We start from the raw sequence: 21,529 nt of genomic DNA on the forward strand, positions 1-21,529 counted from the left end.
GCTCCTGTTGGGGCATCCGCAGCGATCTTGTCGGCGGTACAACCGCATGCCACTTGATGCCCGGCACGGGCAAGGTCATTGACATCCGGCACTTTGCGGCCAGAGGGTGGCGGCATGCAGCGATGCTGGAGATTGCGCAAAGACATGGCGACCTACTTTTCTGCCAAGTCGCGGGAGTCCCAGCGCGCCAACCGTGAGCGGATGTTCGATGTTGTTAGGCGTTTCCGAATTCACGCCAGCAACGGAATGAATTCAGTGCTTTGAGATTGGCCCCGCCGCTTGGTTTTGTCAATAGATTGTATAAACCCGGCTCTCGCCTTGCCGTTTCTGCTCGGGCTCCCGGTTCGGCTATGGGGCTGAATTGACCACCGAGGTCTGGACCGAAGTCCAGGCGGTCGCTGTTCCGGCCGGGAAGGTCTCGCCGGCTGTCAGCGTGACCTCCCGTTCTCCAATCAGCAGCCCGGTGGCGGGATCAATGATGATGTCCATCCGGGTTTCTCTGTCCGGACGCTCTATCCCGATCGCTGTGCCTACCTTGCCGTCAAGGTTCGCTTCCTTGTCTACGACGGTGACTCCGGGAATGAGCGCGGCCGCTTTGTACAGTGCAGCGCGCAAGTCGGCCGGGACAGCTCCGGTCCGCAGGGCAGCCGCGATGCTTTCCAGCGTTTCGGCTTCCGGCCTGCCTTGCTTGCCCCGCTTTCGAATTGTGTCCAGGAGTGCTTGTGGGTCGCGGGGCAGATTCTTCACGCCTTCCTCCATAGGCAAGCCTGCGAACAGCAGCCGCGGCCCTCCATAGAAGTTCCCTCCCGGTGCCCGCAGCAGCTCTCCCGTGCTGGGGTTACCAGACAGGTATTTGGTCGCCTCTGCCTTGGCTTCCTCGCTGAAGAACGTCGTCGGTATGCGGGCTTCCCGGTTCCAGATCCATTCGGCTGCATGATCGGCGGGGATGAAGAGCTGGTCGGAGGACTTGTCCAGCCACTCCACCGAACGGCCGCCTTTTCCAGGATCCCCCAAAGCGACACTGGCGACGTAGACGGCCGTGGTATCGATCTTCAGGTACTGGCCCGGTCCCACTACCGGGTCGGAGGTCAGGAGGGTGGCCGCCGCCGCGTCGTTCAGGATCTCCGCGGCTTCGGCGGTTGCTCCCGGACCGCTGGGCCTGACTACATCTGCCACGACGATTCCCCCCACGAGCAGAGCCGCAGCTGCCGAAGCGATCAGGACACGGCGCCGGAAGCGGATCGGGTGCACCTGATCCGGGGCGTGCGTGATGGTCGTTGCCTCGGAACGGGAGGCGGAGCCGATCCTGGTCATGAGTGTGTTCCGGCCACTGGCCAAGGTAGCCGATGGGGCCGAACCGATGTCGCTACGCATTTCGCGGAGCAGCTGCAAGTCGTCCATGGTCGTTCTCCGTTTCATCAAGTAGTCCTAGGTTGAGCTCGGTGCGTAGCGCTCTGCGGGCGCGGTTTAGCCGGGAGCGCACGGTTCCTACCGGAACGTCCATTGCCGAGGCGATGCCTTCATAGGTCAGGTCCGCCCAGGCATAGAGCAGCAGGGTTTCGCGGTCGATGGCCGCCATGGACCTCAGGGTGCGGGCGATCCGCCCCGTGGCCACGGCGGCGTCCACCTGCGCGACGATCCGGTCGGAATCATCAGTAATGGATTCTCGTGAAGAGGCTCTGGCCGCGGCTTTCAGTATCTTGGCTTCGGCGCGATGATGCCGTCGGAGCAGGTTTGTTGCGATGCCGAAGAGCCAGGGCCGGGCATCATGCCGGTCAAGGTCGTAAGCCTCAAGATGTTCCCAGGCGACCAGAAAGGTTTCCGAGGTTACGTCGTCGGCGGCAAAGTCACCGGCCCGCCTGGCTGCATACCTGTAGATGACTGAGGCATGTCTGTCATACAGCTCCCCGAAAACTGCGGGGCTGTCCCTGGACCGCCTGATGATGTCGCTGTCTGTGCTCACACTAGGTATTGCCCGCCGGCCGCAAAAGGGTTCATGGACCAAGGGCAGGTTCGATGGTGTGTTCCGGAAACTTCACGCGCCCACAAACTCCCCCAATTCAGCTGTCGGCCGTTGGCAGCCGGCTCATCTGAGATTGTTGCATGCGCAGCAACTTGTGCCGGTCGGGGAAAGGGTCCGGCGATAGTTGTGCGCCCGGGTTATGGATGCCCGGGTTATGGATGTCGAACAGCTTTTCGTCAGGCCAGTGGGGTGGTTCCCAGTCTTGTTGTTCGCTTTGGTAGTGGCGTCCGGTGGGTGAGGTCCAGCCTGGTGGTTTGTTTTTGGTGGCTTGGGTTGGTTTCCACGCGGTGGTGTGTCGGAGTTTGTGGTGTTTCGGGCAGGGCTGGCCAAGGTTGGTGATGCCGGTGGTGCCGCCGTGGGTCCAGGCGAGGAGGTGGTCTGCTTCGTTGTCCAGCGAGTGGTTGTTGCAGCCAGGGAACGGGCATTTGCCATCCCGAAGCCTTAGCCATTGCCGCATGGATGTGGGGATGCGGTAGCTGGTGCGGCCGATCTCCAGTGGTGCGCCGTCGCGGGGGTCGGTCAGGACCCGGTGGAACGAGTCCGCGCCGTCGGCAATCAGCCGGCGAGCCATGGAAGGCGGGATCGGGCCATACCCGTCCAGGGTGGCGGGTTCATCAGTCAGACCCATCAGGGCGAACACCGGAACGGTCACCAGGACCTTCGCGGCCGGTACCGGAATATCTTCAGCTGTGCCACCGAGAAGCAGAGTGGCGGCGATATCGGCACGAAGCTGGGTCAGCGTCCGCGACTCGCTGGGAGCCTGGAGGGCTCTGGCTGTGCTGGTGATGCGATCCCATATCCCCGCGACCTGGTCTGCCGGGAGGTAGGCGGAGAGCCAAGCCATCCCGTCCCGGTCCGCTGCGTACTCGACCCTCCGATCCAGTGCGCTCCTCGCGTGTCGGACCTCGATGCTCTCAGGGTGGTGGCGCTCCCGCCAGGTCCGGGCCTTGGTACGGAATCGGGACGGGACCATCTCCCCGGGCGGGCATCCCTGCGCAGGGTGCACCGTTTCGGGGTCCAGGAAATGGGCTTCCAGCGCCGCAGCGCCGGCGGGGTCAAGATTGGCGGTTTCGTCGACCATGACCCTTGCGTGCTGCCACGAAATCGACCCGTCCTCCAACGCGGCGAGGGTCAACGGCAGGGCGGTGGTGAGCTCTCGGGACTCCGCGAGCAAGGCCGCGGCGGCGCGTTCACCGACGGTCAGGAGGCACGCCACCTCTGCGACCACAGCCATTTCCTGGGCGGTGTGTTCCTGAGGTGATGCAGCTTGTGGCGCTATAGCCTGGGCAGCACAGTTGAACCCGGCTGCGCCGCGGACTGTTAGGGCCGCCGTCTTTGCTTGAAGCCGGGCAGCCTCCGCCAGGATGTCAAGCCAGACATCAGCCTGCTGGCGGAGCGGATCAGCGTCCGGCGAAATGGTTTCGGGTGGGCGATGGACAAGGACGGAAAGCGCAGCGACAGAAGCCTTAATGGCCTCCAACACCTCAGCCGCCGCCCTGTCTTCCATACCCAAAGCATGTCAGGGGGCACTGACATTTTTAAGGGACTGCGCAGGTTAGACCATCACTCATACGTGGACGGGAGCGAGCAGTCCGTCGGCGACGACTGCGAGCATCGATGCCACTGCGTCGTCCGGGAGCTCGCTGTTGTCAGCGACTGCAGCGACCCCGCCCACCAGACGGCTGATCCCCATGGCGTCAACCTCTGGACGCAGGGCCGAGTCCATCCCGTCAATCAGCCGCTGGTTGGCGGCGAGATAGGTCTGGCACTTCGCTGCGAACGGCGAACCGGGGTCGCCGAGCGCCGCAGTAATCCGGGCTGCGGCCCCTTTGTGCTGGGTCAGCATCGCCGTGTAGTCGCTGAGCCAGGTCAACAGCCGTACCCGCGCCGGGCCGTCGAGGGCAAGGGCACGGTCGACGGCGGCATTGACCTTCCCTGCCCAGGCCTCGATGATCGCGTCGTACAGGGACTCTTTGGTCGGGAAGTGCCGGTAGAGGGTGCCGGGACCCACTCCGGCTCCTTTGGCCACCTCGTCCATCGACACGGCGTCGAAGCCCTTGGCGCGGAAAATCTCGCGTGCGACCTCCACGATCCGGTCGCGGTTCCGTTGAGCGTCAGCGCGCACAGAAACACCTCTCAAGCCAGTATTGCAAAACGGAGAGTGTCTCCGTATAGTTCTAAGCGGAGCATCTCTCCTCTTAGTGTACGTCAGCCCATCGGCTAGAACAGGACACCCTCCCATGACATCCACCACCGCCACCCGCGTGGCCGCCGGCATCACGTCGTCGGGCTCCCGCGTTGGCAGCATTGGCCTCTGGCTGGTCATGCTTGCCCAACTCATGCTTGTCCTCGACGCGACGGTCGTTAACGTCGCCCTCCCCCACATCGCCACCGACCTCCACTTCACCAGGGCCGAACTCAGCTGGGTCCTGAACGGCTACGCCCTAGCGTTCGGCGGCCTCCTGCTGCTCGGCGGACGGATCGGAGACGTCTACGGCCGCCGTCGGACGTTCCTCATAGGGGTTGCCGCCTTCACAGTCTTCTCCCTGCTCGGCGGGCTCGCCACCTCGCCCCTTCTCCTTGTCGTTGCCCGTGCACTCCAGGGCCTCGGTGCCGCGTTCGCCGCCCCGAGCGTGCTCGCTCTCATCACCACCAGTGCAAGGGACGACGCCGCGCGGAACCGTGCCCTCGCACTGTTCTCCGCCATTGCCTCGATGGGGGGCGCGCTCGGACTCATCCTCGGCGGCCTCCTCACCGACCTGACCAGCTGGCGGTGGACCCTGTTCATCAACGTGCCCATCGGCGTCGTGGTCCTCATTACGGTGCCGCGCCTTGTCGCTGAGACTCCGCGCCGGCCCGGGCGCTTCGACCTCGTCGGAGCAGTGACCGCGACAGGCGGCGCCGTCGCCATCGTGTGGGCCCTCATCCAGGCGGGCGACGCCGGGTGGTCCAGTCCGCGCACTATCGGCGGCCTTGCGGTCGGCGCGGTACTGATCGCCATCCTGGCCTTCACGGAGCGGAGGGTGGCCCACCCCCTCCTCCGCCCGCAGCTGCTCCGCAGTCCGAGCCGGGTGGCGGCGCTGGCGGCGATGGCTGCCACCTATGCCGGGATGCTGGCGATGTTCTTCCTCATGGTCCAGTACCTCCAGGACGATCTGCACCTCACGCCGCTGGTCACCGGGCTGGCGTTCCTGCCGATGCCCCTGAGCATCTTCGCGATGTCCCGGATCGTCCCGCGGCTGGTCGAGCGTTTCGGGGCCGTCCGCCTCGTCATCCTCGGCGCCGCCCTTCGCGTCGTTGCTTTCCTTCCGCTCACCCAGCTGGGTCCGGACACCCCCTTCATGATCGTGATGGCGGCCCTGCTGGGCACCGGAATCTCAGCCGGCCTGACGTTCATGCCGCTCACGACGCTGGCGCTTCGCAACGTCGAAGCCGAGCATGCAGGATCAGCCTCCGGGCTTTTCCAGACGATGCAGCAGCTGGGCGGCGCCGTCGGACTGGCCATCGTGGCTTCGACCTATGCGGCATTCGCCGTCCCCAACGACTTCCTGACCGGAGGCCGCGCCGGATTCTGGTCAGCGACGATCCTCTCAGCCGTTGCTCTGGCAGCCGTCCTGGGACTGGTGATCAAGCGCCGACAGGCCGTGTGAGGACACTCCCGCCGGCGCCGCTACGCCGATGGAACCAGCCTGAAGGCATAGCGGGCGGCGTCCGGGCCGCTGGCCGGTTTCATTGTGAAATCTGCTCCCTCAGTCGCCAGCTGAACGGTGGCCTTGAAGACGCTCCCGGTGCAGGCGACCCGCGCCGGGGCAAGAACTTCGGCACCTGCCCAGGTGAACACTGATAGCTCGGCCTCGGCCGGTCCTTCACATAAGAACCACAGTTCGTACCTGCCGGGTTCGGCCGACATTCCGAAGCCGCTATTAGAGCTGGTGTACCCGGACGATTCACCAGGCAACGCGGGCTTAAGCTTCTGCGACGCCCACTCTCTCATGTCTTCCAGTTCTGAAGCCCGGGGGTCGCTGTTGGGCTTCACGGCAACGCCGGCCACATCCGGTTTGACCGCCCCCGCGGCCGCGCTGATGCTGATGGGGCCGCCGGCATGCCTGACGAACCGCTCAAGCCGCTGGTCACAGGTAAAGTCCATTCTTTCCGGAGTACCGCCGCCCTTCACAATGGTCAGCTTGCCGCCTCGCGCGCCGGAGCAAGCAGCCGAAATCTCGTAGTCTCCAGCAGCCAGGTCGGTGGACAGCTTCCCTGCGGGCTCCGCGTCTGAAGGCATTCCAGGATCAGTTACGGATGCCTCCAGCAAACGGGCCACCTCGGCACGGTTTTCCTCCAAGGACCGGGGTGGCTTCGAGGATCCCTGGGAGGAAGTTTGAGCAGGCGGCTCGGCCGGGCTGTACTCACACCCCGCCAGTGGAACAATGAGCGCGGCCAAAATGAACAGTGCTCTCCTACGCTGAGCAAGCATCCCCCAATGTGCTGACATGCCCAGAGTCTAGCCCGGCCGACCGGGCGTGCGTCGCTCTTATTGCGGCAGGTCCAGTACCAGGTGCCGGTTTCGTGTCTCGATCAGCTTCTGCAGGTAGCCGGCCAACACCAGTCTCTCGACCAGGCGTCCGATGAGTCCGAACGGTGCTGCGAACTCGATGCGGTCCACCATCGTGGTCCCGGAGGCATCCTGGCTGAACTCGTGGACGTGCCGGAACCGTCGGAAGGGCCCTTTGACCTGCTCATCGACAAAATAGTCCGGTGACTTCATCTCGGTGATCCGGCTGGTCATCTGCAACGGAATCCCGAAGTGCCAGGCCCGCCAGGTCACTTCCTGGCCCAAGGAGAGCAGGCCGGTGGTCACGCCGCCTACGGCCGCTTCACGGGAATGCGCCATCGAGTCCATGTGGACGTCGACGCTTCGAGCCAGGTCAAAGAGCTCTGGTCTTGGCTTGCTTGTCCGTGTGGTGCACTCAAAGTAGACGGCCATGGTCAGAGTATTGCAGCTCTTTCCGTCGCCGCCTGAACACCCAAGGGCACCAAAGGGGCTACCGCTGCTTCCCGCCGTCGGGATTCTCCGGCAACCGCCCTCCCAGGCGGGTGGTGACCCTGCGGGCCGCGGCCGCACATGCCTCGCCCAGGCTTTGCAGGCGGTCCTCGGAGACGCGGAATCGAGGGGCCGGGATCAGGACCGCGGCCACGATATCGCCCCGGTGGTCAAAGACAGGCGCGGCGACTCCCACTTCGTCGATCGAGGACTCGCCATAGTTGATGGCCCAGCCTCTGCGCGCCACCTCCTTGAGCCTGACCTGATAGCCGTCCAGGCCGGCGTCGTCCAGTCCGGGATAGGTGATGCCGCCGCTGCGCAGCAGTGCACCCACACGTTCCACCGGTTCAGCGGCCAGGAAGACCTGCACGGATGCACTCATGGCGTCGTTGTAGCGGGCGCCGAGCGGGGTGGTGTGCTTGATCTGGTGCCGGCTGGCGATCTGTTCCACGCACATCGAGGCGCTGTCGTTCCACACCATGAGGGCGCTGGTTTCGCCGGTCTGTTCAGTGAGTTCAAGGAGGACGGGGTATGCCACCCGCCGTTCTTCCAGTTCAGCCAGCAGCGGCCCGGCGACGGCGATCAGCCCCAGGCCGAGGCGGAACCTCCGCGTTTCCGGGTCCCGTTCCACCAGGTGTTCCTGTTCGAAGGTGGCCAGGATTCGCGAGACGGTGCTTTTGTGCAGGCCCACCCGATTGGCTATCTCGGTAACTCCCAGCAGCGGTTCATCCGCGCTGAAGCTCCGCAGGACGGCAATTGCGTTGACGATGACGGAGGCCCCTTTGGTGTCACCGTTGCCTGTGGTGTCAGTGGGTTCTTCTGTTGCGCTCATGGTGCTATCCATCATTCCCTAAGCAAGGGCCCGAAAGCGGCGCCGCAATGATTGCGGCGCCGCTTTCGGGTCTGGTCACGTCGCGGGTCAGGCCCCCACGATGTTGTATTCCGGGCCGAACGGGAACTTGGTGATGTTCTCCGCACCGTCGTCGCCGACCACCAGGATGTCGTGTTCCCGGTAGCCGCCGGCGCCCGGCTGGCCATCGAGCACGGTGATCATGGGCTCCATGGACACCACCATCCCCGGTTCGAGCACGGTGTCGATGTCCTCGCGGAGCTCCAGTCCCGCTTCGCGGCCGTAGTAGTGGCTGAGGACGCCGAACGAGTGGCCGTAGCCGAACGTGCGGTTGGCCAGGAGGCCATGGCCGATGTAGATCTCGTTCAGTTCCGCGGCGATGTCCTTGCACACGGCGCCCGGCTTGATGAGCTCCAGGCCGCGCTTGTGGACCTCAACGTTGATGTTCCACAGCTCCAGCGAACGCGGATCGGGTTCGCCGTAGAACAGCGTGCGCTCCAGTGCCGTGTAGTAGCCGGAGGTCATGGGGAAGCAGTTCAGGGACAGGATGTCGTGTTCCTGGATCTTCCGGGTGGTGGCCCAGTTGTGCGCGCCGTCGGTGTTGATGCCTGACTGGAACCAGACCCAGGTATCGCGGATTTCGGAGTCCGGGAACGTCCGTGCGATCTCGTGGACCATGGCTTCGGTGCCGATCAGCGCCACTTCGTATTCGGTGATCCCGGCGGTGATGGCGTTCCGGATAGCTTCCCCGCCCAGGTCACCGATGCGGGCACCATGCTTGATGACCTCGATCTCCTCGGCGGATTTGATCATCCGCTGCCGCATGGCGGCCTGTGCCACATCCACCAGGGTGGCCGACGCGAAGGCGGCCTGGATCTTGTTGCGGTTGTCCAGCGGCAGCGAGTCGTCCTCGACGCCGAGGCGCCGGGGGCTGATGCCGCGAGTCCGCAGCACCTCCTGGATGGCGAAGATGTAGTTGTCCCGGCGCCAGTCCGTGTAGACCAGGTTGTCGCCATAGCCGCGGCGCCAGGGCATACCGGCGTCGATGTTGGCGGTGACGGTGACGGTGTCATCTTTGGTGACCACCATGGCATAGGAGCGGCCGAAGTAGGTGAACAGGAAGTCGGAGTAGTACTTGATGGAGTGGTAGCTGGTGAGGACGACGGCGTCGAGCTCCTTTTCAGCCATGATCCGGCGGAGGCCAGCGAGCCGGCGCTCAAATTCGGTGTCCGAGAAGGTCAGTTTGACCTTGTTGCCGTTGTGGAGGACCTTGGTGCGCTCCAGTTCGGCGACCGAGGTAGCGTTCCCTGATGTGGTGATGGTCATCGTGGTGGTGCCTTTCGTTGTGCGGTTTCGTAAGGGAAATATGGGGGCCTATGCGTGGCTCAGCGGTTCCTTGCTGGTTTCACGGGAGAGGACGACGGCGATCAGCGAGATGACCGCGGCGGCCACCAGGTACCAGGCCGGAGCCAGATCGTTTGCCGTGGCGGCGATCAGCAGGGTGGCCATGAACGGGGCCGTGCCTCCGAAGAGCGCATTGGAGAGGTTGAAGCTGACGGCGAAGCCGCTGTAGCGGACGCGGGTGGGGAACATTTCCGCGAGGAAACTGGGGAGCGTGCCGTCATTGAGCGTGAGCATGGCACCCAGCAGGATCTGGACGAGGACGATCACCAGGAAGCTCCCGGTTCCCAGCAGCGCGAAGGCGGGGACCGTCAGCAGGATGAAGGTGACGGATGCCGTGATGAGCACCTTTTTCCGTCCAAAGCGGTCCGAGAGCATTCCGGTCAGGAAGATGAACCCGATGTAGGTGGTCAGCGCGATGGTTGTTGCCAGGAAGGATTCGGTTGCTCCTAGGCCCAGTTCCGACGACAGATAGGTCGGCATGTAACTGAGAATCACGTAGAAGCCGACGGCGTTGAGCAGCACCGCTCCCACTGCCCGCAGCAGCTGGCGCCAGTGGTTCCGGAACAGGCTGGACACGGGAGCCTTGACGGCCTCGCCCTCGACAGCCAGTTCACGGAACACCGGCGTGTCTTCGAGCCTGGTCCGGATGTAGCGTCCGATCAGGCCCATCGGGGCTGCGAGCAGGAACGGCAGGCGCCAGCCCCAGCTTTGCATGGCCTCGGAGCTGAGCACAGTCGTGAGCAGGCCCGCAATCAGGGAGCCAAGCAGCAACCCTGCCGCTGTGCTGGCGGGAACCACTGCCGCATATACCCCGCGCCTGTTGACGGGGGCGTATTCAACCAGGAAGGCCGATGCTCCGGCGTATTCACCGGAGGCGGAGAAGCCCTGCGCCACCCGCACGATCAGCAGCAGGATCGGAGCCCAGACGCCGATCGTGTTGTAACCGGGGATCAGCGCAATGCAGAAGGTCGCCGCGGACATGATCAGGATGGACAGTGAGAGTGCATTCCGCCGGCCGACCCTGTCGCCGATATGGCCCCACACGAAGCCGCCAAGCGGACGCACCAGGAATGAAATTGCGAACAGGGCAAACGTCAGCAGGAGCCCCGTTTGTGGATTGGACTCGGGGAAAAAGACAGCGGCGATACTGGCCGCCAGATAGCCGTACACGGCGTAGTCAAACCATTCGACGAAGTTGCCGATGAAGCTGGCGGCGATCACCCTGCGGCGGGTGTCCTTGCTGACCACGGCTGACTTGCTGTCCGGAAGAGTGGCTGCCGTCGTGGAGTTTGGTTCGTTACTCATATGTCCACCAATGAAGGTTAGGGTTGCATCTAACGCAACGCTGTTGCACCAGAGTATGCGTGACGCGCAACACAGTCAAGAGCCCATTGGCGATGTAATCGACAAGTTTTCTTCGGGGCAGCAGCTAACGACCGTGTTCGACCGAAAACTGTGCCCAATTCTTAGTTGCACCAAACGCAACTAGGTTGCGTTAAAGGGAGCAATCAGACGGTGCTATGACCCGCTGGCCCCGCGACGCTCCCTCACTTCCCGCACATAAGAACGGAACCCTTCCGCACTGATTGCGGTAGGGTTCCGGCCTTTCCTGCGAAAGGTGAGGAAGCGTTCCGGCCTTTCCTGCGAAAGGTGAGGAAGCGTTCCGGCCTTTCCTGCGAAAGGTGAGGAAGCGTTCCGGCTACTTCGACTGCAGGGCGGCGAGCCGGGCGGCCAGGTGCAGCGCGGCCAGCCGGCCGGTGCCGCGGGGGTCGCCCCCGCAGAGCGAAAAAATCCTCTGCAGGCGCTGGTGCATCGACTGCCGCTCGACGTGCAGTTCACGTGCAGCCTGCGCTGTGTTGCAGCCCGAATCGAGCCAAACCCTCAGCGTTTCCACCAGCTGCGAATGGCGCTGGGCGTCGTGCTCAAGGACACCCGCGAGCTGCTGGTTCACAAAGTCCCGTCGCAGCGTTTCATCCACGGAATGAACGGCCAGCCGCTCGACGGCGAACGCCTGGGAGTCCAGGACGGCGGCACGCTGGCCCGTCCCCGTGCCGGATCCGGCGCTGCCGTCCGCGAGTTCTAACGTGAGCCGGGCCTCCGCCAGTGACCACGAGGCGGAGGATATCCCGGAGGCCATAGGGCCCACCGCGGTGACCGTGCCATCCGGCACGTCCAGCGCCTGCAGCCCGGCCACGATCTTCTGCCGGGAGTCCTGGGGATTGTCGGGGCGAAGGACGGCCAGCGCCAGCAGTTCGGCATTGTCTGCATAGCTGGCGCTGCCCTGCCCTGCCCGATCCAGAATCTTCTCCACGGCCATCCTGAGCTGCTTTGATCCCGGAGATCGCACCACCACGGCCACCAGCTGCGCCGACGCCGGGATGCCGGCAGCAGGAGCAAGTTCGGGAAGCCTCCAGTTCTGGGTGCCGGAATCTATGGCACGGATCAAGGCGGCGCCTGCCATTTCCTTGAGTCCCGGGGGCATGCGCTGCAGCAGAGCCAGGGCCAGGATGTCCACGGACCGGGCGCCGGCGATGCGCGCCAGGTTGGCATCGGCCTCCCCGGCGACATGGAGGGTGAGGCGGGCGGAAGGTATTCCCCGCACGGGAACGTCGATATGGATGGTGTTGGCATGGTCCCGGCCGGAGCCAGGTGTTGAAGAACCTGACTCCTCAGCCGCCCCTGCCGCCACGGCGCTGGCCAAGGCGGTTCCCGCCGTCGACGTGAGAACAACCTCGGAGCCGGTGGCATCGGCGAGGACAGCAAGGATCCGGTCCAGGCTGCCGCCGTGGGCCAGTTCCACCGCCATCGCGTGGCTCGCCCGGTCAGCCTGCTGCAGTTGGGCGGCTGACTCACTGACCAGGATGGAATTGATCGCCTCCATCACGCCGACAAAGGGCACCACCTTGCGAAATTCAATCAGGGGAAGGCCAGCTGCTTCAGCGGCCGAGACCATCGAGGAAGGAATGGAGGGCAGCTCCTTGCCGGTCTCAATTGCCAAGGCGGCCACACCGCGTGCGGCCAGTTCCCGGATGTAGCTGATGCGACGGTCATCGGCTGCCAGGGCAAGGGCCTGGCCGCCGGTTAGGAGGAGCTCGCCGCCTTCCAGCAGCGGGGCGATGTCCAGGACTTCGCTGGAGTGGATCCAACGGAGCTGGGTATCCGGGACCAAGGCGGCCCCAGCGCGGACTACGGGGTCGGCAGGGGCCACCGTCGAATGCTTCAAGACATCTTGCAGCCGAACCGGCATGACACTCCGTCGTGTGAATCGGGGAACTTCCATACACATTGTAGATGGTGGATGTGGTGGCCGACACATAATCTTGAAGAATCCCCATCCCCTCAACCAAGAGGCCCTCATGCAACAGCAATCCGCAACGCCAGGAGTTGAGCAGTCCGCTCATTCCGAAGACTACGAAGCCTGGCTGCAGCCCATCCCCGAATCCCATCGAACGCGTAAGGTTTCAGGCCAGTTCTGGATCTGGGCCGGCGCCAACCTGGCACCCATCAACTGGGTATTGGGAGCCCTGGGAATCCATCTGGGACTGGGTTTCGCGGACACCGTCACTGTGCTGGTGCTGGGAAACCTGATCGGGATGCTGCTGTTCGGCTGCTTCGTCCTCCTCGGCCAGAAGACGGGGGCAACCGGCATGGTCCTTGCCCGGGCGGCATTCGGGCGGCGTGGAAACTACCTTCCCGCAGCCATCCAGGCGCTCCTGGTGATCGGCTGGTGCGCGGTCAACACCTGGATCATCCTGGACCTGGTTATGGCGCTCTTCGGAACGCTTGGCTGGGTGGATCCCACGGCGCACAACTACGCGTGGAAAATCGGCGTGGCCACCACCATCATGGCCGCCCAGGTAGCCATCGCCTGGTTCGGCTACAAGGCGATCGCCGCGTTCGAAAAGTGGACAGTCCCTCCCACCATCGTCATCCTGGCTGTAATGTCCGCAGTTGCCTGGTTCGGCATGAAGATCGACTGGGCCTACGCCGGCCCGGCAGGCAATGTGCTGGAAGGATCCGAGCGGATCGCTGCCATGAGCGCGGTGATGACTGCCATCGGCATCGGCTGGGGCATCACCTGGTTCACCTACGCCGCCGACTACTCCAGGTTTGTGAGCGCCGAAGTGCCCAAGCGGAAGGTCTACCTGGCGTCAGTGCTGGGCCAGTTCATTCCCGTCGTGTGGCTGGGAATCCTGGGCGCAAGCCTCGCAACCAACAGCGGTGAAATCGACCCCGGGAAACTGATTGTCCAGAACTTCGGTGTGCTGGCGCTGCCCGTGCTGCTGATGGTCCTCCACGGCCCCATCGCCACCAACATCCTGAATATCTACACCTTCTCCGTCGCGACCCAGGCCCTGGATATTTCCATCAGCCGCCGCAAGCTCAACCTTTTCGTCGGGGTCTTCTCCCTGGCCGCCGTCGTGTTCTTTATCTTCCAGGAAGACTTCGCGGCGGTGCTGGACGCCTGGCTGATCGGGCTCGTCGCCTGGGTTGCCGCCTGGGGCGGAGTGATGCTGGTCCACTACTTCTGGATCGAAAAGCGCTGGCCGGGCGATCCAGCGAGACTGTTCGACGCCGTCGGCACCAAACGGCTTCCCGGCGTCAACTTCGCAGGTGTCATCTCCCTCCTGGTCGGCATCTTCGCCACCTGGCTGTTCATGTACGGGCTGGTTCCCGCGATGCAGGGCCCTGTCGCCGTAGCCCTGGGCGGCTGGGACCTGTCCTGGCTGGCCGGCGGGCTGGCGAGCGCCGCCACCTACGCCTTCCTCGGCCCGAAGTTCCACCGCCGGTTTCTGGATGTCCCGGAGCCGCGGCCGGGCATAAGGGAGTCCCCCTTGGACCTCGAAGACGTTCCCGCTGCAGCCTCCTCCCCCACCGCCCTCTAGCCTCAAGGACACCCGCCATGAACATGCCAGCCTTCCCGGATTCCGCCCACCCGATCAGCTGGCCCGAGGGGAAGCAAGCGGCAGCGTCTTTCACCTTCGACGTCGACGCCGAATCCTGCACCATCGCCCATGACCCTCAATGCACCCGCCGGATGTCGCTCATGACGCACCAGTCCTACGGGCCGAAAGTGGCGGTTCCCCGCCTGCTGCAGATCCTCGACCGGCAAGACATCCGGGCAACGTTCTTCGTCCCGGGGTTCACGGCGGAATCCTATCCGGACACGGTGCGGCGCATCGTGGACGGCGGGCATGAAGTGGCCCACCACGGCTATCTGCACGAACCCATGCAGGGCATCGACGCCGCCACGGAGGCCCGCTACCTTGACCGGGGCCTCGAAGCGCTCGCCAAGGCCGCCGGCGTCGAACCTGTCGGTTACCGTGCACCCTGGTGGGAGCTGAACTGGCACTCTGCGGCGCTCCTGGCGGACCGTGGTTTCCTCTACGATTCAAGCCTGCTCGACGGCGACGCACCCTACCGCTTCAGCGTCGCCCCCGGCGACAGCCGGGATCTCGTGGAAATCCCGGTGGACTGGGCGCTGGACGACTGGGAGCAGTACGCCTTCTACCCCGGCGTCACCGGCAGCGGCGTGATCGAAAGCCCAGTCAAGGTGCTGGAGCTGTGGACCCTGGAGGCGGAAGCGCACCATGCAGCGGGAAGCTGTTTCGTCCTGACCAATCACCCGTTCATTTCCGGCCGCCCCTCCAAAGCCGTAGCCCTGGAGCGGCTGATGGAACGCGTCAGATTCATGGACGGAATGTGGGTCACCACCCTGGAACAAATAGCCGAACACACCCGCAGCTCCGTCACCGAGATCCATAGCCACGCCCGGATCGAGGTCCCCTCCTTTCCGGATACCGGCGCCGTCTTCACGCCAGCCGCTGTCCGCGAGGGCGTGAGCCGGTTGGCTCAGCGGTGAGCCGGCCGCCAGCCGGGCACAGGCTGGCGGCCTATCGCAGCTTGGGAAGTCCCTCGATGACCCGCTCGGCAATGTCGTCGGAGGACAGTTCGTCGGTGTCGAACTGGAGGTCAAAGGCGATGTCCGGCCGCGTCTGCTCGAACCGGCGGTGCATCCGGAGCAGGAATTCCGGGTCCTTGGACAGCCCGCGGGTCGGGTCGGCGGAGGCGCGAGCCAAGGCGGTTTCGTAGCTGGTGGTGATCAGCACCTTCCGGACGCCGACATCCGGGCCGATGTGGCGCATGATCAGCTCGACCTCCTCAGGCGTTGCAGGCCCCTCGGCGATCACGGTCGGGATCGGCTTTTCCAGCCAGGCACCCACGAGTTGCCCGTGGACTTCATGTGCCCAAGTCCAGTCGCCCAGTGTTGGCAAGGCCATCTCGGCCACGGTGTCGAGCCCGACCACCGTCACGGCCTCGCCGCTACTGCGGAGTGTGGGCGAGGGTGTCCGCCAGCGTGCTTTTTCCTGAGGCGATTGGTCCGATGATGAGAACCAGGGGGCGTGCGGGATCGGCGATTTCTGGAAAAAGTTGCGCAGTCATTGCCCCAAGTCAACCGGCACGCCACCTTGCCTGCAACTGTTGGGCCTCCAATGGACCCGGACACCAGCTGAAACGGTGGACGCCATCCTGGCCTCGCTCTAGGGGCCAGGTATTCGTTTTACGTCAACTGTTCGTGCGTCATTCTGCAGCCCGGTCACCGAAGGCCATGCAAGACTCTTCGAGTGAACGGTGATTCCGGAACGACCCTGCCTCATCTTGACCGGCCTCCCTCCGATGAAGTCCTTGCCGACTTCCGGGCCGTCGGGACCGTGTCAAAGCTGCCGGGCGGCCGAGGAACTGCTTGGAAAGCCGGCGATGTAACGCTGAAGCCACTCGACGTGCTTCCGGAAGAATTGCTGTGGCAGGACGAGGTTGCCCGGAGGCACCTCGGGGACAGCCACTTGCGGCTGTCCCTTCCGATCAGAAGCCAGTCCGAGAGGTTGATTGTGGATGGCTGGACAGCGTTCCCGTACCTGGCCGGGGAGCACAGTGCGGGTCGATGGTTGGAGATCGCGAAAATTGCCCGTGAGTTCGCGGTGATTTTCTCGGGAGTGCCGCGCCCTGCGTTCGTCAATATGCGGACCCACGCCTGGGCAAGGGCGGACCGCTTCGCTTGGAGCGAGGACCATGACGGTCTGCGCGTCAATGCTCCCTACGTTGCGGACCTCCTGACCGCCCGCCGGCCCGTGTCCGATCCCCCCGCCCTCATCCATGGCGACCTGACTGGAAACGTCCTGTTCGACTCAAGCCTTCCACCGGCGGTTATCGACCTGACCCTGTACTGGCGTCCCGTCGAGTGTTCTGTCGCAGTCATCGCAATGGACGCTGTCTGTTTCGAGGGCGCTGCGCTGTCGCTCCTAGAGACGATCAGCCCAAACCCGGCTTTCCCTCAATACCTCGTCCGCGCGGCGCTGTTTCGCATCGTCACCGACCACTTCAATGGCAGGCCCGTCTCCGACTACGCCCCTTATGACGATGCTGTGAGCAGAATTCTTGAACTCATAACCGTCCAAAGACAGGACTAAGGCCTCGATTGAGCGGTCTACGGGCTCGCATCCTCGTACGCGTGCACGTGGCTGGGACTTACCTTCAAGCCGAGGGATTGCAACAATTGCTACGGAGGCAGCCATGACAACCATTTCGCAGTACGAACTTCGCACTCAGAGCAGCAAGATCCTGCAGCGCGTCAAGAACGGCGAAACAATTGACGTCACGAACAACGGAGAAATAACCGCCACGTTGGTCCCACCCTCAACGTTGCCTTTTGAACATCTTCTCCAGACAGGTCAGGTGCGTCCCGCAGCGGACGGCCCCGTCGATTTCCCGGCTCTGCCCCGCGTCACCTCGGCGACGAGCACGGCAGAAACGTTGGATGACCTCCGCGGGGACCGTTGATCATCACGTGGACACGTCGGCTGTCCTCAAAGTCTCCGGGGAAACCACCACGCTCGCCCGGCCGCACCTCATCGTGGACCTGGCTTAACCGCAGCCTCAAGGACCTGCTGCAAACCCGCAACAGGAATGTCAGGGAACTCCGCGCGCGATGGGACCGGGTCGAAGGCTAGGCCTCCCGAATCCTCCCAGATCGCGGCCTTCGCGACCCTGGCAAGGAAGGGTGAGAACGGCCTTGCCGCGACGGACAGGAGACGCACCGCGAGGGGCGGGATTCGCTGGAGCGACCCGTGGCCGGCCCGGGTCAGCAAAGCCTCGGCCAGCTCGTTGGCCGTGGCCGTCAGTGAACCCCATTCAATGACACGGTTCCGCAGCGCCGGGTCCGAGAGCGCACGCACGACGAGCGCCGCCGCGTCCCGGACAGACGTGTAGGTAGCCGGCGCAGACCCGGAGCCGAGCACCAACACCTTGCCCTTTGACTCGAGCGGGGCGGCCATGATCTCCAGGCGCTGCTCGAGGAGTATCCCGAGCCTGACGACAGTCCAGGCCATGCCGGATGTGCGCACGGATTCCTCGGCTGCCGCCTTGCAACGCAGGAACTCGATGGGCCCGTCGGGGGCTGCGCCGTGCATGGACATCATGACCACGTGCCCGACCCCTGCGGAGGCCGCCGCCCGGACGAGCCGGATGGCACCGTCCCGGTCGACCGTCTGGGGGTCGGAGTCCTTGATACCGAATCCCGACGCCGCGAACACGGCTGCCGTGCAGCCTGCCACCGCCTCCCGGCAGTCCGCTTCAGAGGCGAGGTCCCCTCGCAGCAGCTCGACGCCGTCGTCCGCTCTGTCCGGGAAGGGCTGGGAACCCCCGCGTGCCATGACGCGAACCTGGTGGCCGGCGCTGACGAGCATGGGGACAAGGGCGCGGCCAAGACGGCCGGTGCCGCCGACGACAAGGATCATGACCCGCCACCGCGCGAGTCAGTCCCGTGAACCACCATGCTGACCGCGGCGTCCACATCCACGGGCTCGTGGTCGACCGGCTCAAGGTAGAAGTGCGCCGCGGCGATCCTGTCGTCGCGGACGGTGAGTATGGCGACCCCCGCCGACGACGTCACCGATCCGTCCGGCCGGGTCCCCCGGTTGCTCCATTCCATCCAGACCTTGTTGCCGGGGCCCGTCGTCGCATCATGCACGGTGAGGCTCAGGTCCGGCAACCCGGCAAAGATCGTGGCCCAGTTCTTCCGCACCTGGGCTGAGCCCTTGAAGCTGCGCGCCGGGTGGACGGGGGTGGTGTTCTCGTAGTCGTCGGCGAACTCGGCCACCATTCCCTCAAGGTCGTGGCGGTTCGCGGCAGCCACCATGCGCTGCACGGGTCCGGCGGGAAGGAGATCCAGCCCTGAAGCGTCCATGTTCTGCTCCTTGAGGTTCATCCGTCGCAGGAGGCGGAGAGGCTGCTAAATTGGATACAGTCAGGTGTAATTAACTGTTATAAGGAGTCTATTCCCGGTGGGACAGGTGGTCAACGAATCACGCGCTCCCCGTCCCCGCGGCTACGACGCCCGACGGCGGCGCGAAGCGGCCGGGGAGTCGAGGGAGCGCGTGCTGGTGCAGTCGCGCCAACTGTTTCTGGCGAACGGGTATGGGCGGACCACCATCGCCGCGATAGCCAGGGCGGCCGGCGTCTCCAAGGAGTCCGTATACAAGGGCTTCGGCGGGAAGCCGGGGCTCGTCAGGGCCATCTACGAGCAGAGCCTCCTCGGAGCAGGCGGCCCGCCGGCCGAGGATCGGTCGGACCGCGCGCAGGCCACAGTCCCAGACGCCCGTGAGCTCATGGAGCAGTTCGGCCGGTTCACCACTGAAGTCAGTCCCCTCGGCTCCCCCGTCTTCCTGCTGATCCGGGATGCCGCTGCGAGCGGGGACTCCGACATGGCGGCGCTCCTGGCCGACGTCGAGGAGCAGCGGTACCGCCGGATGCTGCACAACGCACGTCAGGTCCTCGGCAGGGGATTCCTCAGGGCGGACCTGACGGAGGAGGAAGTGGCCGATGTCATGTTCACCTGCACCTCGGCGGAGTTGTATGAAACCCTCGTCCTCAAGCGCGGCTGGGACGCCGGGCGCTATGGCCGCTTTATCGCCAGGACGCTGGCAGCCAATCTCCTGCCCGAACCCTCCCCCAGCTCGGGTTGATGTCAGCCCGCCAGGCAGCCCAGCAACACACTTAGCGGCGAACGTTACGGCCGCTTCGCCGGTTGATCGCGGGCCGACGGGCTGCCCCGAAAGATGGGGCGATATGAGAAGGCAAGGGCGAAAACCCAAACCGCGAACCCCGCTGCTAACGTCGGCCAGCCGAACCCGCGGTTTCCGTCGGCGGGAGTGGGTAACAGGGGCAGGCCATGCGGATATATGGTCAGCTCGTAAATGTCTGCGGATGCAATGACCAGCAGGACCGTCAGCAAAGCCCACCACGCCCACTTTTCCCTCCGGGGCAGGGCGGCATGAGCCACGAACACGGCAAGGACGAGGCCGGCCACGGACATGCCCGCTCCGCCGAACATGTGAGCCAGGGTGTGCGGTTGCACGAGGCCAAGCACGCCGTCCTGGGTCCCCACAGGTGTGGAGGCCATGAACACCAGTTGCCACGGGTCTTCCCCTGCCAGCAGGAGCGCAGCCACTGCCATCATCCACGCCGCGGCCCTCAACGTGCCGATCCGGTGTGAGGCAAGAGCCAGGGCAACTACAGCAGCGATGCAAATGCCTGTCCAGATTGCGCCGACCATGGCTTGGGTCATGATCCATTGGAGACTTCCTTGGAGCTTGAGTCAATGGCATCCCCTGGCTGCCGGTCGCCCAATCAGCGATGTGTCCGCAACGCCCGTTTGCCCCGTTGGCCTGCAGGAACACCGGGCGTAGGGTTCTCCCATGGAACCGTTTCGGACCATCCTGCTTCCCGGGAGCGTGCTCCCGGCCCAGCTGGCATTCGCCGACCTGATTGAAGCCCTGGCCCCCGGAGTGGACGCCATCGCCAAGGAGCTGGAACTCTACGAGGGTGACGAGCCGCCGCCGGGCTGGAGCCTGGATACGGAGATCGAGGGAGTGCTCCGGGAAGCCGATGGAGCTGGACACTCTCCCTCCTGATGAGTTCATGCTGGAGTTCATGCGGCTGGGGGTGAGGCCCGACGTCGAACTTCCGCCGCCGCCCGAAGGCGCCCCGCCGCCGTGGATGGCCAAGCGGCCGGCCGGCATCAGGGCCTTCCTGGAGACTTTCAAGAGCTATGACCTGGACCGGGAGAAGCTGTCCGCTTTCCGCAAGCCAGTGTTCTTCGCCCTCGGCGGCCTGAGCAATCCGGCCGATTACGGCGAGATCGCGGACCGGCTAGCCAAGGTCATTCCGGACTTCCAACTCCACATGTTCCCTGAACGCCACCACTTCGATCCGCCGCACCGCATCGAGCCGTTGAAGCTGGCGGCGCTGCTGAAGCAGCATTGGGACCGGGCGGAAGGCACGGATCGAGCTCGGATCATCTGACCTGCCGGCAGCAACTGAGGGCTGACCAGGAAGTTCAGACGGCTCGGGATAATCAGGCTGTTGGTTCGGCAGTGGTCTTGACCGTGGTCGGTTGTGCCTGTTCGTTCGCTTCCTCGGTGGTGATCGTTTTCTGTTCGGCCATCCACTCCCGAAAGGACCGATCGCTATGAACGTGGATATTACTCAAGATTTTCCCTTTCCTTGGCTCATGCTCGGGTTCAATTCCACTCACGTCCGGCCGGGCCGGCTTTGGTTCAGCAATGCCTGCACTGCTAGAGCGGGTTTCCGCTCTCTGCCCCTGACCCGGGCCCCTGCCGTCTCACCCAAATGAAAATCAGAACTCGTGCACTGATGGTGGCAACTCTGATCCACTGTTCGTTTTGTCCGCTCATGAGAACCTGCAACCAAGAGCGTAAACGCTTACATTTTTGTAATTCAACAGAACGAAGATTATTGAGGGATTGTGACGTACGCCTCACCTTGGATTTGACGGAGCCTGATGCCCTGACCCGGATTCCGGGTGGATAGAGCATCGCCGCAGCAGCGCACCGACGAGGCATTTGGGTGACGGACGACGGCGCCGACGCGGCTCGGGTGCAAAAGTTCCGGGCCGCCGGAGTTGCGGTTGAGGTGGTTGGCTGATGAGTCTTCGCTTCCGGCGCAGGGAGCTATTGACTTCATCCTGTATGAGGTTCAGTGTGGGGGCCTAGTCACCAGTCGTTGGTGATATTCGTTCATGGTGGGGGCCACAGAACGTCTTCTCAAAGGTCTCTCCTACGCAGAGATCCAGTAATTAACAGCAGGCCGGAAGCCGGTCCTCTTCAACGCGCCCAGCGCGATCGCGCAGCTC

At 64.2% G+C, this 21,529-nt stretch carries 22 protein-coding genes; 8 read left to right on the plus strand and 14 right to left on the minus strand.

The window, feature by feature from the left end:
- Positions 1–348: 348 nt before the first annotated feature.
- The 4 genes from QFZ40_RS14575 to QFZ40_RS14590 all read right to left on the minus strand — a co-directional run bounded on the left by QFZ40_RS14575 (position 349) and on the right by QFZ40_RS14590 (position 4,148).
- Positions 349–1,401, minus strand: coding sequence for a CU044_5270 family protein (locus tag QFZ40_RS14575; RefSeq protein ID WP_306905272.1), 1,053 nt, complete (start codon positions 1,399–1,401; stop codon positions 349–351).
- Positions 1,367–1,963: an RNA polymerase sigma factor gene (locus QFZ40_RS14580; protein ID WP_306905273.1), complete on the minus strand. Its 597-nt coding sequence runs from the start codon at positions 1,961–1,963 to the stop codon at positions 1,367–1,369. The genes QFZ40_RS14575 and QFZ40_RS14580 overlap by 35 nt, the downstream gene beginning before the upstream one ends.
- A 97-nt stretch (positions 1,964–2,060) precedes the next feature.
- Positions 2,061–3,530 carry an HNH endonuclease signature motif containing protein gene (locus QFZ40_RS14585; RefSeq protein ID WP_306905275.1) on the minus strand — a complete coding sequence of 490 codons (1,470 nt, stop codon included), beginning with the start codon at positions 3,528–3,530 and terminating at the stop codon, positions 2,061–2,063.
- A 60-nt stretch (positions 3,531–3,590) separates the two neighbouring features.
- Positions 3,591–4,148 carry a TetR/AcrR family transcriptional regulator gene (locus QFZ40_RS14590; protein WP_306905276.1) on the minus strand — a complete coding sequence of 186 codons (558 nt, stop codon included), beginning with the start codon at positions 4,146–4,148 and terminating at the stop codon, positions 3,591–3,593.
- A 115-nt stretch (positions 4,149–4,263) separates the two neighbouring features.
- On the opposite strand from QFZ40_RS14590, the gene QFZ40_RS14595 reads away from it, so the two are divergent.
- Positions 4,264–5,673: an MFS transporter gene (locus tag QFZ40_RS14595; RefSeq protein WP_306905278.1), complete on the plus strand. Its 1,410-nt coding sequence runs from the start codon at positions 4,264–4,266 to the stop codon at positions 5,671–5,673.
- A 20-nt stretch (positions 5,674–5,693) separates the two neighbouring features.
- On the opposite strand, the gene QFZ40_RS14600 is transcribed toward QFZ40_RS14595, so the two are convergent.
- The 6 genes from QFZ40_RS14600 to QFZ40_RS14625 form a co-directional block, all read right to left on the minus strand.
- Positions 5,694–6,305: a hypothetical protein gene (locus QFZ40_RS14600; RefSeq protein ID WP_306905279.1), complete on the minus strand. Its 612-nt coding sequence runs from the start codon at positions 6,303–6,305 to the stop codon at positions 5,694–5,696.
- Positions 6,306–6,554: 249 nt separating this feature from the next.
- Positions 6,555–7,007 carry an SRPBCC family protein gene (locus QFZ40_RS14605; RefSeq protein WP_306905280.1) on the minus strand — a complete coding sequence of 151 codons (453 nt, stop codon included), beginning with the start codon at positions 7,005–7,007 and terminating at the stop codon, positions 6,555–6,557.
- Positions 7,008–7,065: 58 nt separating this feature from the next.
- Positions 7,066–7,896, minus strand: a complete 831-nt coding sequence (locus tag QFZ40_RS14610; RefSeq protein WP_306905281.1) for an IclR family transcriptional regulator — start codon at positions 7,894–7,896, stop codon at positions 7,066–7,068.
- A gap of 87 nt (positions 7,897–7,983) precedes the next feature.
- Positions 7,984–9,240 carry an aminopeptidase P family protein gene (locus tag QFZ40_RS14615; protein WP_306905283.1) on the minus strand — a complete coding sequence of 419 codons (1,257 nt, stop codon included), beginning with the start codon at positions 9,238–9,240 and terminating at the stop codon, positions 7,984–7,986.
- Positions 9,241–9,288: 48 nt separating this feature from the next.
- Complete coding sequence (locus QFZ40_RS14620; RefSeq protein WP_306905284.1) at positions 9,289–10,623, minus strand: MFS transporter; 1,335 nt, start codon at positions 10,621–10,623, stop codon at positions 9,289–9,291.
- A gap of 394 nt (positions 10,624–11,017) precedes the next feature.
- A complete protein-coding gene (locus QFZ40_RS14625; RefSeq protein WP_306905285.1) occupies positions 11,018–12,565 on the minus strand; it encodes a PucR family transcriptional regulator in 1,548 nt (515 codons plus the stop codon).
- Positions 12,566–12,674: 109 nt separating this feature from the next.
- Here QFZ40_RS14625 and QFZ40_RS14630 point away from each other — a divergent pair, with 109 nt between their 5' ends.
- Together QFZ40_RS14630 and QFZ40_RS14635 are read left to right on the plus strand one after the other, a co-directional pair.
- Positions 12,675–14,204: a purine-cytosine permease family protein gene (locus QFZ40_RS14630; RefSeq protein WP_306905288.1), complete on the plus strand. Its 1,530-nt coding sequence runs from the start codon at positions 12,675–12,677 to the stop codon at positions 14,202–14,204.
- A 17-nt stretch (positions 14,205–14,221) separates the two neighbouring features.
- A complete protein-coding gene (locus QFZ40_RS14635) occupies positions 14,222–15,181 on the plus strand; it encodes a polysaccharide deacetylase family protein (RefSeq protein WP_306905290.1) in 960 nt (319 codons plus the stop codon).
- A gap of 31 nt (positions 15,182–15,212) precedes the next feature.
- On the opposite strand, the gene QFZ40_RS14640 is transcribed toward QFZ40_RS14635, so the two are convergent.
- Positions 15,213–15,632 carry a hypothetical protein gene (locus tag QFZ40_RS14640; RefSeq protein ID WP_306905291.1) on the minus strand — a complete coding sequence of 140 codons (420 nt, stop codon included), beginning with the start codon at positions 15,630–15,632 and terminating at the stop codon, positions 15,213–15,215.
- A 312-nt stretch (positions 15,633–15,944) separates the two neighbouring features.
- On the opposite strand from QFZ40_RS14640, the gene QFZ40_RS14645 reads away from it, so the two are divergent.
- Both QFZ40_RS14645 and QFZ40_RS14650 read left to right on the plus strand, forming a co-directional pair.
- Entirely contained in the window at positions 15,945–16,787 is an 843-nt protein-coding gene (locus QFZ40_RS14645; RefSeq protein ID WP_306905294.1) for a phosphotransferase, read from the plus strand.
- A 103-nt stretch (positions 16,788–16,890) separates the two neighbouring features.
- The gene (locus tag QFZ40_RS14650) at positions 16,891–17,157 is read left to right on the plus strand and encodes a type II toxin-antitoxin system Phd/YefM family antitoxin (protein WP_306905295.1); all 267 of its coding nucleotides are present in this window, start codon (positions 16,891–16,893) and stop codon (positions 17,155–17,157) included.
- Positions 17,158–17,225: 68 nt separating this feature from the next.
- Here QFZ40_RS14650 and QFZ40_RS14655 read toward each other — a convergent pair whose 3' ends face one another.
- Together QFZ40_RS14655 and QFZ40_RS14660 are read right to left on the minus strand one after the other, a co-directional pair.
- Positions 17,226–18,113, minus strand: a complete 888-nt coding sequence (locus tag QFZ40_RS14655) for an SDR family oxidoreductase (RefSeq protein WP_306905296.1) — start codon at positions 18,111–18,113, stop codon at positions 17,226–17,228.
- Positions 18,110–18,562, minus strand: coding sequence for a nuclear transport factor 2 family protein (locus QFZ40_RS14660; RefSeq protein WP_306905298.1), 453 nt, complete (start codon positions 18,560–18,562; stop codon positions 18,110–18,112). Before QFZ40_RS14660 ends, QFZ40_RS14655 begins: the two co-directional genes overlap by 4 nt.
- Positions 18,563–18,659: 97 nt before the next feature.
- On the opposite strand from QFZ40_RS14660, the gene QFZ40_RS14665 reads away from it, so the two are divergent.
- A complete protein-coding gene (locus QFZ40_RS14665; RefSeq protein ID WP_306905301.1) occupies positions 18,660–19,340 on the plus strand; it encodes a TetR/AcrR family transcriptional regulator in 681 nt (226 codons plus the stop codon).
- A 44-nt stretch (positions 19,341–19,384) separates the two neighbouring features.
- On the opposite strand, the gene QFZ40_RS14670 is transcribed toward QFZ40_RS14665, so the two are convergent.
- Entirely contained in the window at positions 19,385–19,942 is a 558-nt protein-coding gene (locus QFZ40_RS14670; protein WP_306905303.1) for a hypothetical protein, read from the minus strand.
- 130 nt (positions 19,943–20,072) lie between these two features.
- Between QFZ40_RS14670 and QFZ40_RS14675 the strand changes: the two genes are divergently transcribed.
- Entirely contained in the window at positions 20,073–20,288 is a 216-nt protein-coding gene (locus QFZ40_RS14675; RefSeq protein WP_306905305.1) for a hypothetical protein, read from the plus strand.
- Positions 20,263–20,679 carry an alpha/beta fold hydrolase gene (locus tag QFZ40_RS14680; RefSeq protein WP_306905307.1) on the plus strand — a complete coding sequence of 139 codons (417 nt, stop codon included), beginning with the start codon at positions 20,263–20,265 and terminating at the stop codon, positions 20,677–20,679. Before QFZ40_RS14675 ends, QFZ40_RS14680 begins: the two co-directional genes overlap by 26 nt.
- Positions 20,680–21,529 lie beyond the last annotated feature (850 nt).

It is taken from the genome of Arthrobacter pascens (assembly GCF_030816475.1).
Taxonomy (GTDB): Bacteria; Actinomycetota; Actinomycetes; order Actinomycetales; family Micrococcaceae; genus Arthrobacter; species Arthrobacter pascens_B.

What these genes read in the sequence shown, in the direction of transcription:
- QFZ40_RS14575 (WP_306905272.1), bottom strand. Translation starts at nt 1,401, where the DNA reads ATGGACGACTTGCAGCTGCTCCGCGAAATGCGTAGCGACATCGGTTCG.
- QFZ40_RS14585 (WP_306905275.1), bottom strand. Translation starts at nt 3,530, where the DNA reads ATGGAAGACAGGGCGGCGGCTGAGGTGTTGGAGGCCATTAAGGCTTCT.
- QFZ40_RS14595 (WP_306905278.1), top strand. Translation starts at nt 4,264, where the DNA reads ATGACATCCACCACCGCCACCCGCGTGGCCGCCGGCATCACGTCGTCG.
- QFZ40_RS14600 (WP_306905279.1), bottom strand. Translation starts at nt 6,305, where the DNA reads ATGCCTTCAGACGCGGAGCCCGCAGGGAAGCTGTCCACCGACCTGGCT.
- QFZ40_RS14605 (WP_306905280.1), bottom strand. Translation starts at nt 7,007, where the DNA reads ATGGCCGTCTACTTTGAGTGCACCACACGGACAAGCAAGCCAAGACCA.
- QFZ40_RS14610 (WP_306905281.1), bottom strand. Translation starts at nt 7,896, where the DNA reads ATGAGCGCAACAGAAGAACCCACTGACACCACAGGCAACGGTGACACC.
- QFZ40_RS14615 (WP_306905283.1), bottom strand. Translation starts at nt 9,240, where the DNA reads ATGACCATCACCACATCAGGGAACGCTACCTCGGTCGCCGAACTGGAG.
- QFZ40_RS14620 (WP_306905284.1), bottom strand. Translation starts at nt 10,623, where the DNA reads ATGAGTAACGAACCAAACTCCACGACGGCAGCCACTCTTCCGGACAGC.
- QFZ40_RS14625 (WP_306905285.1), bottom strand. Translation starts at nt 12,565, where the DNA reads ATGCCGGTTCGGCTGCAAGATGTCTTGAAGCATTCGACGGTGGCCCCT.
- QFZ40_RS14630 (WP_306905288.1), top strand. Translation starts at nt 12,675, where the DNA reads ATGCAACAGCAATCCGCAACGCCAGGAGTTGAGCAGTCCGCTCATTCC.
- QFZ40_RS14635 (WP_306905290.1), top strand. Translation starts at nt 14,222, where the DNA reads ATGAACATGCCAGCCTTCCCGGATTCCGCCCACCCGATCAGCTGGCCC.
- QFZ40_RS14650 (WP_306905295.1), top strand. Translation starts at nt 16,891, where the DNA reads ATGACAACCATTTCGCAGTACGAACTTCGCACTCAGAGCAGCAAGATC.
- QFZ40_RS14655 (WP_306905296.1), bottom strand. Translation starts at nt 18,113, where the DNA reads ATGATCCTTGTCGTCGGCGGCACCGGCCGTCTTGGCCGCGCCCTTGTC.
- QFZ40_RS14660 (WP_306905298.1), bottom strand. Translation starts at nt 18,562, where the DNA reads ATGGACGCTTCAGGGCTGGATCTCCTTCCCGCCGGACCCGTGCAGCGC.
- QFZ40_RS14670 (WP_306905303.1), bottom strand. Translation starts at nt 19,942, where the DNA reads ATGACCCAAGCCATGGTCGGCGCAATCTGGACAGGCATTTGCATCGCT.
- QFZ40_RS14675 (WP_306905305.1), top strand. Translation starts at nt 20,073, where the DNA reads ATGGAACCGTTTCGGACCATCCTGCTTCCCGGGAGCGTGCTCCCGGCC.
- QFZ40_RS14680 (WP_306905307.1), top strand. Translation starts at nt 20,263, where the DNA reads ATGGAGCTGGACACTCTCCCTCCTGATGAGTTCATGCTGGAGTTCATG.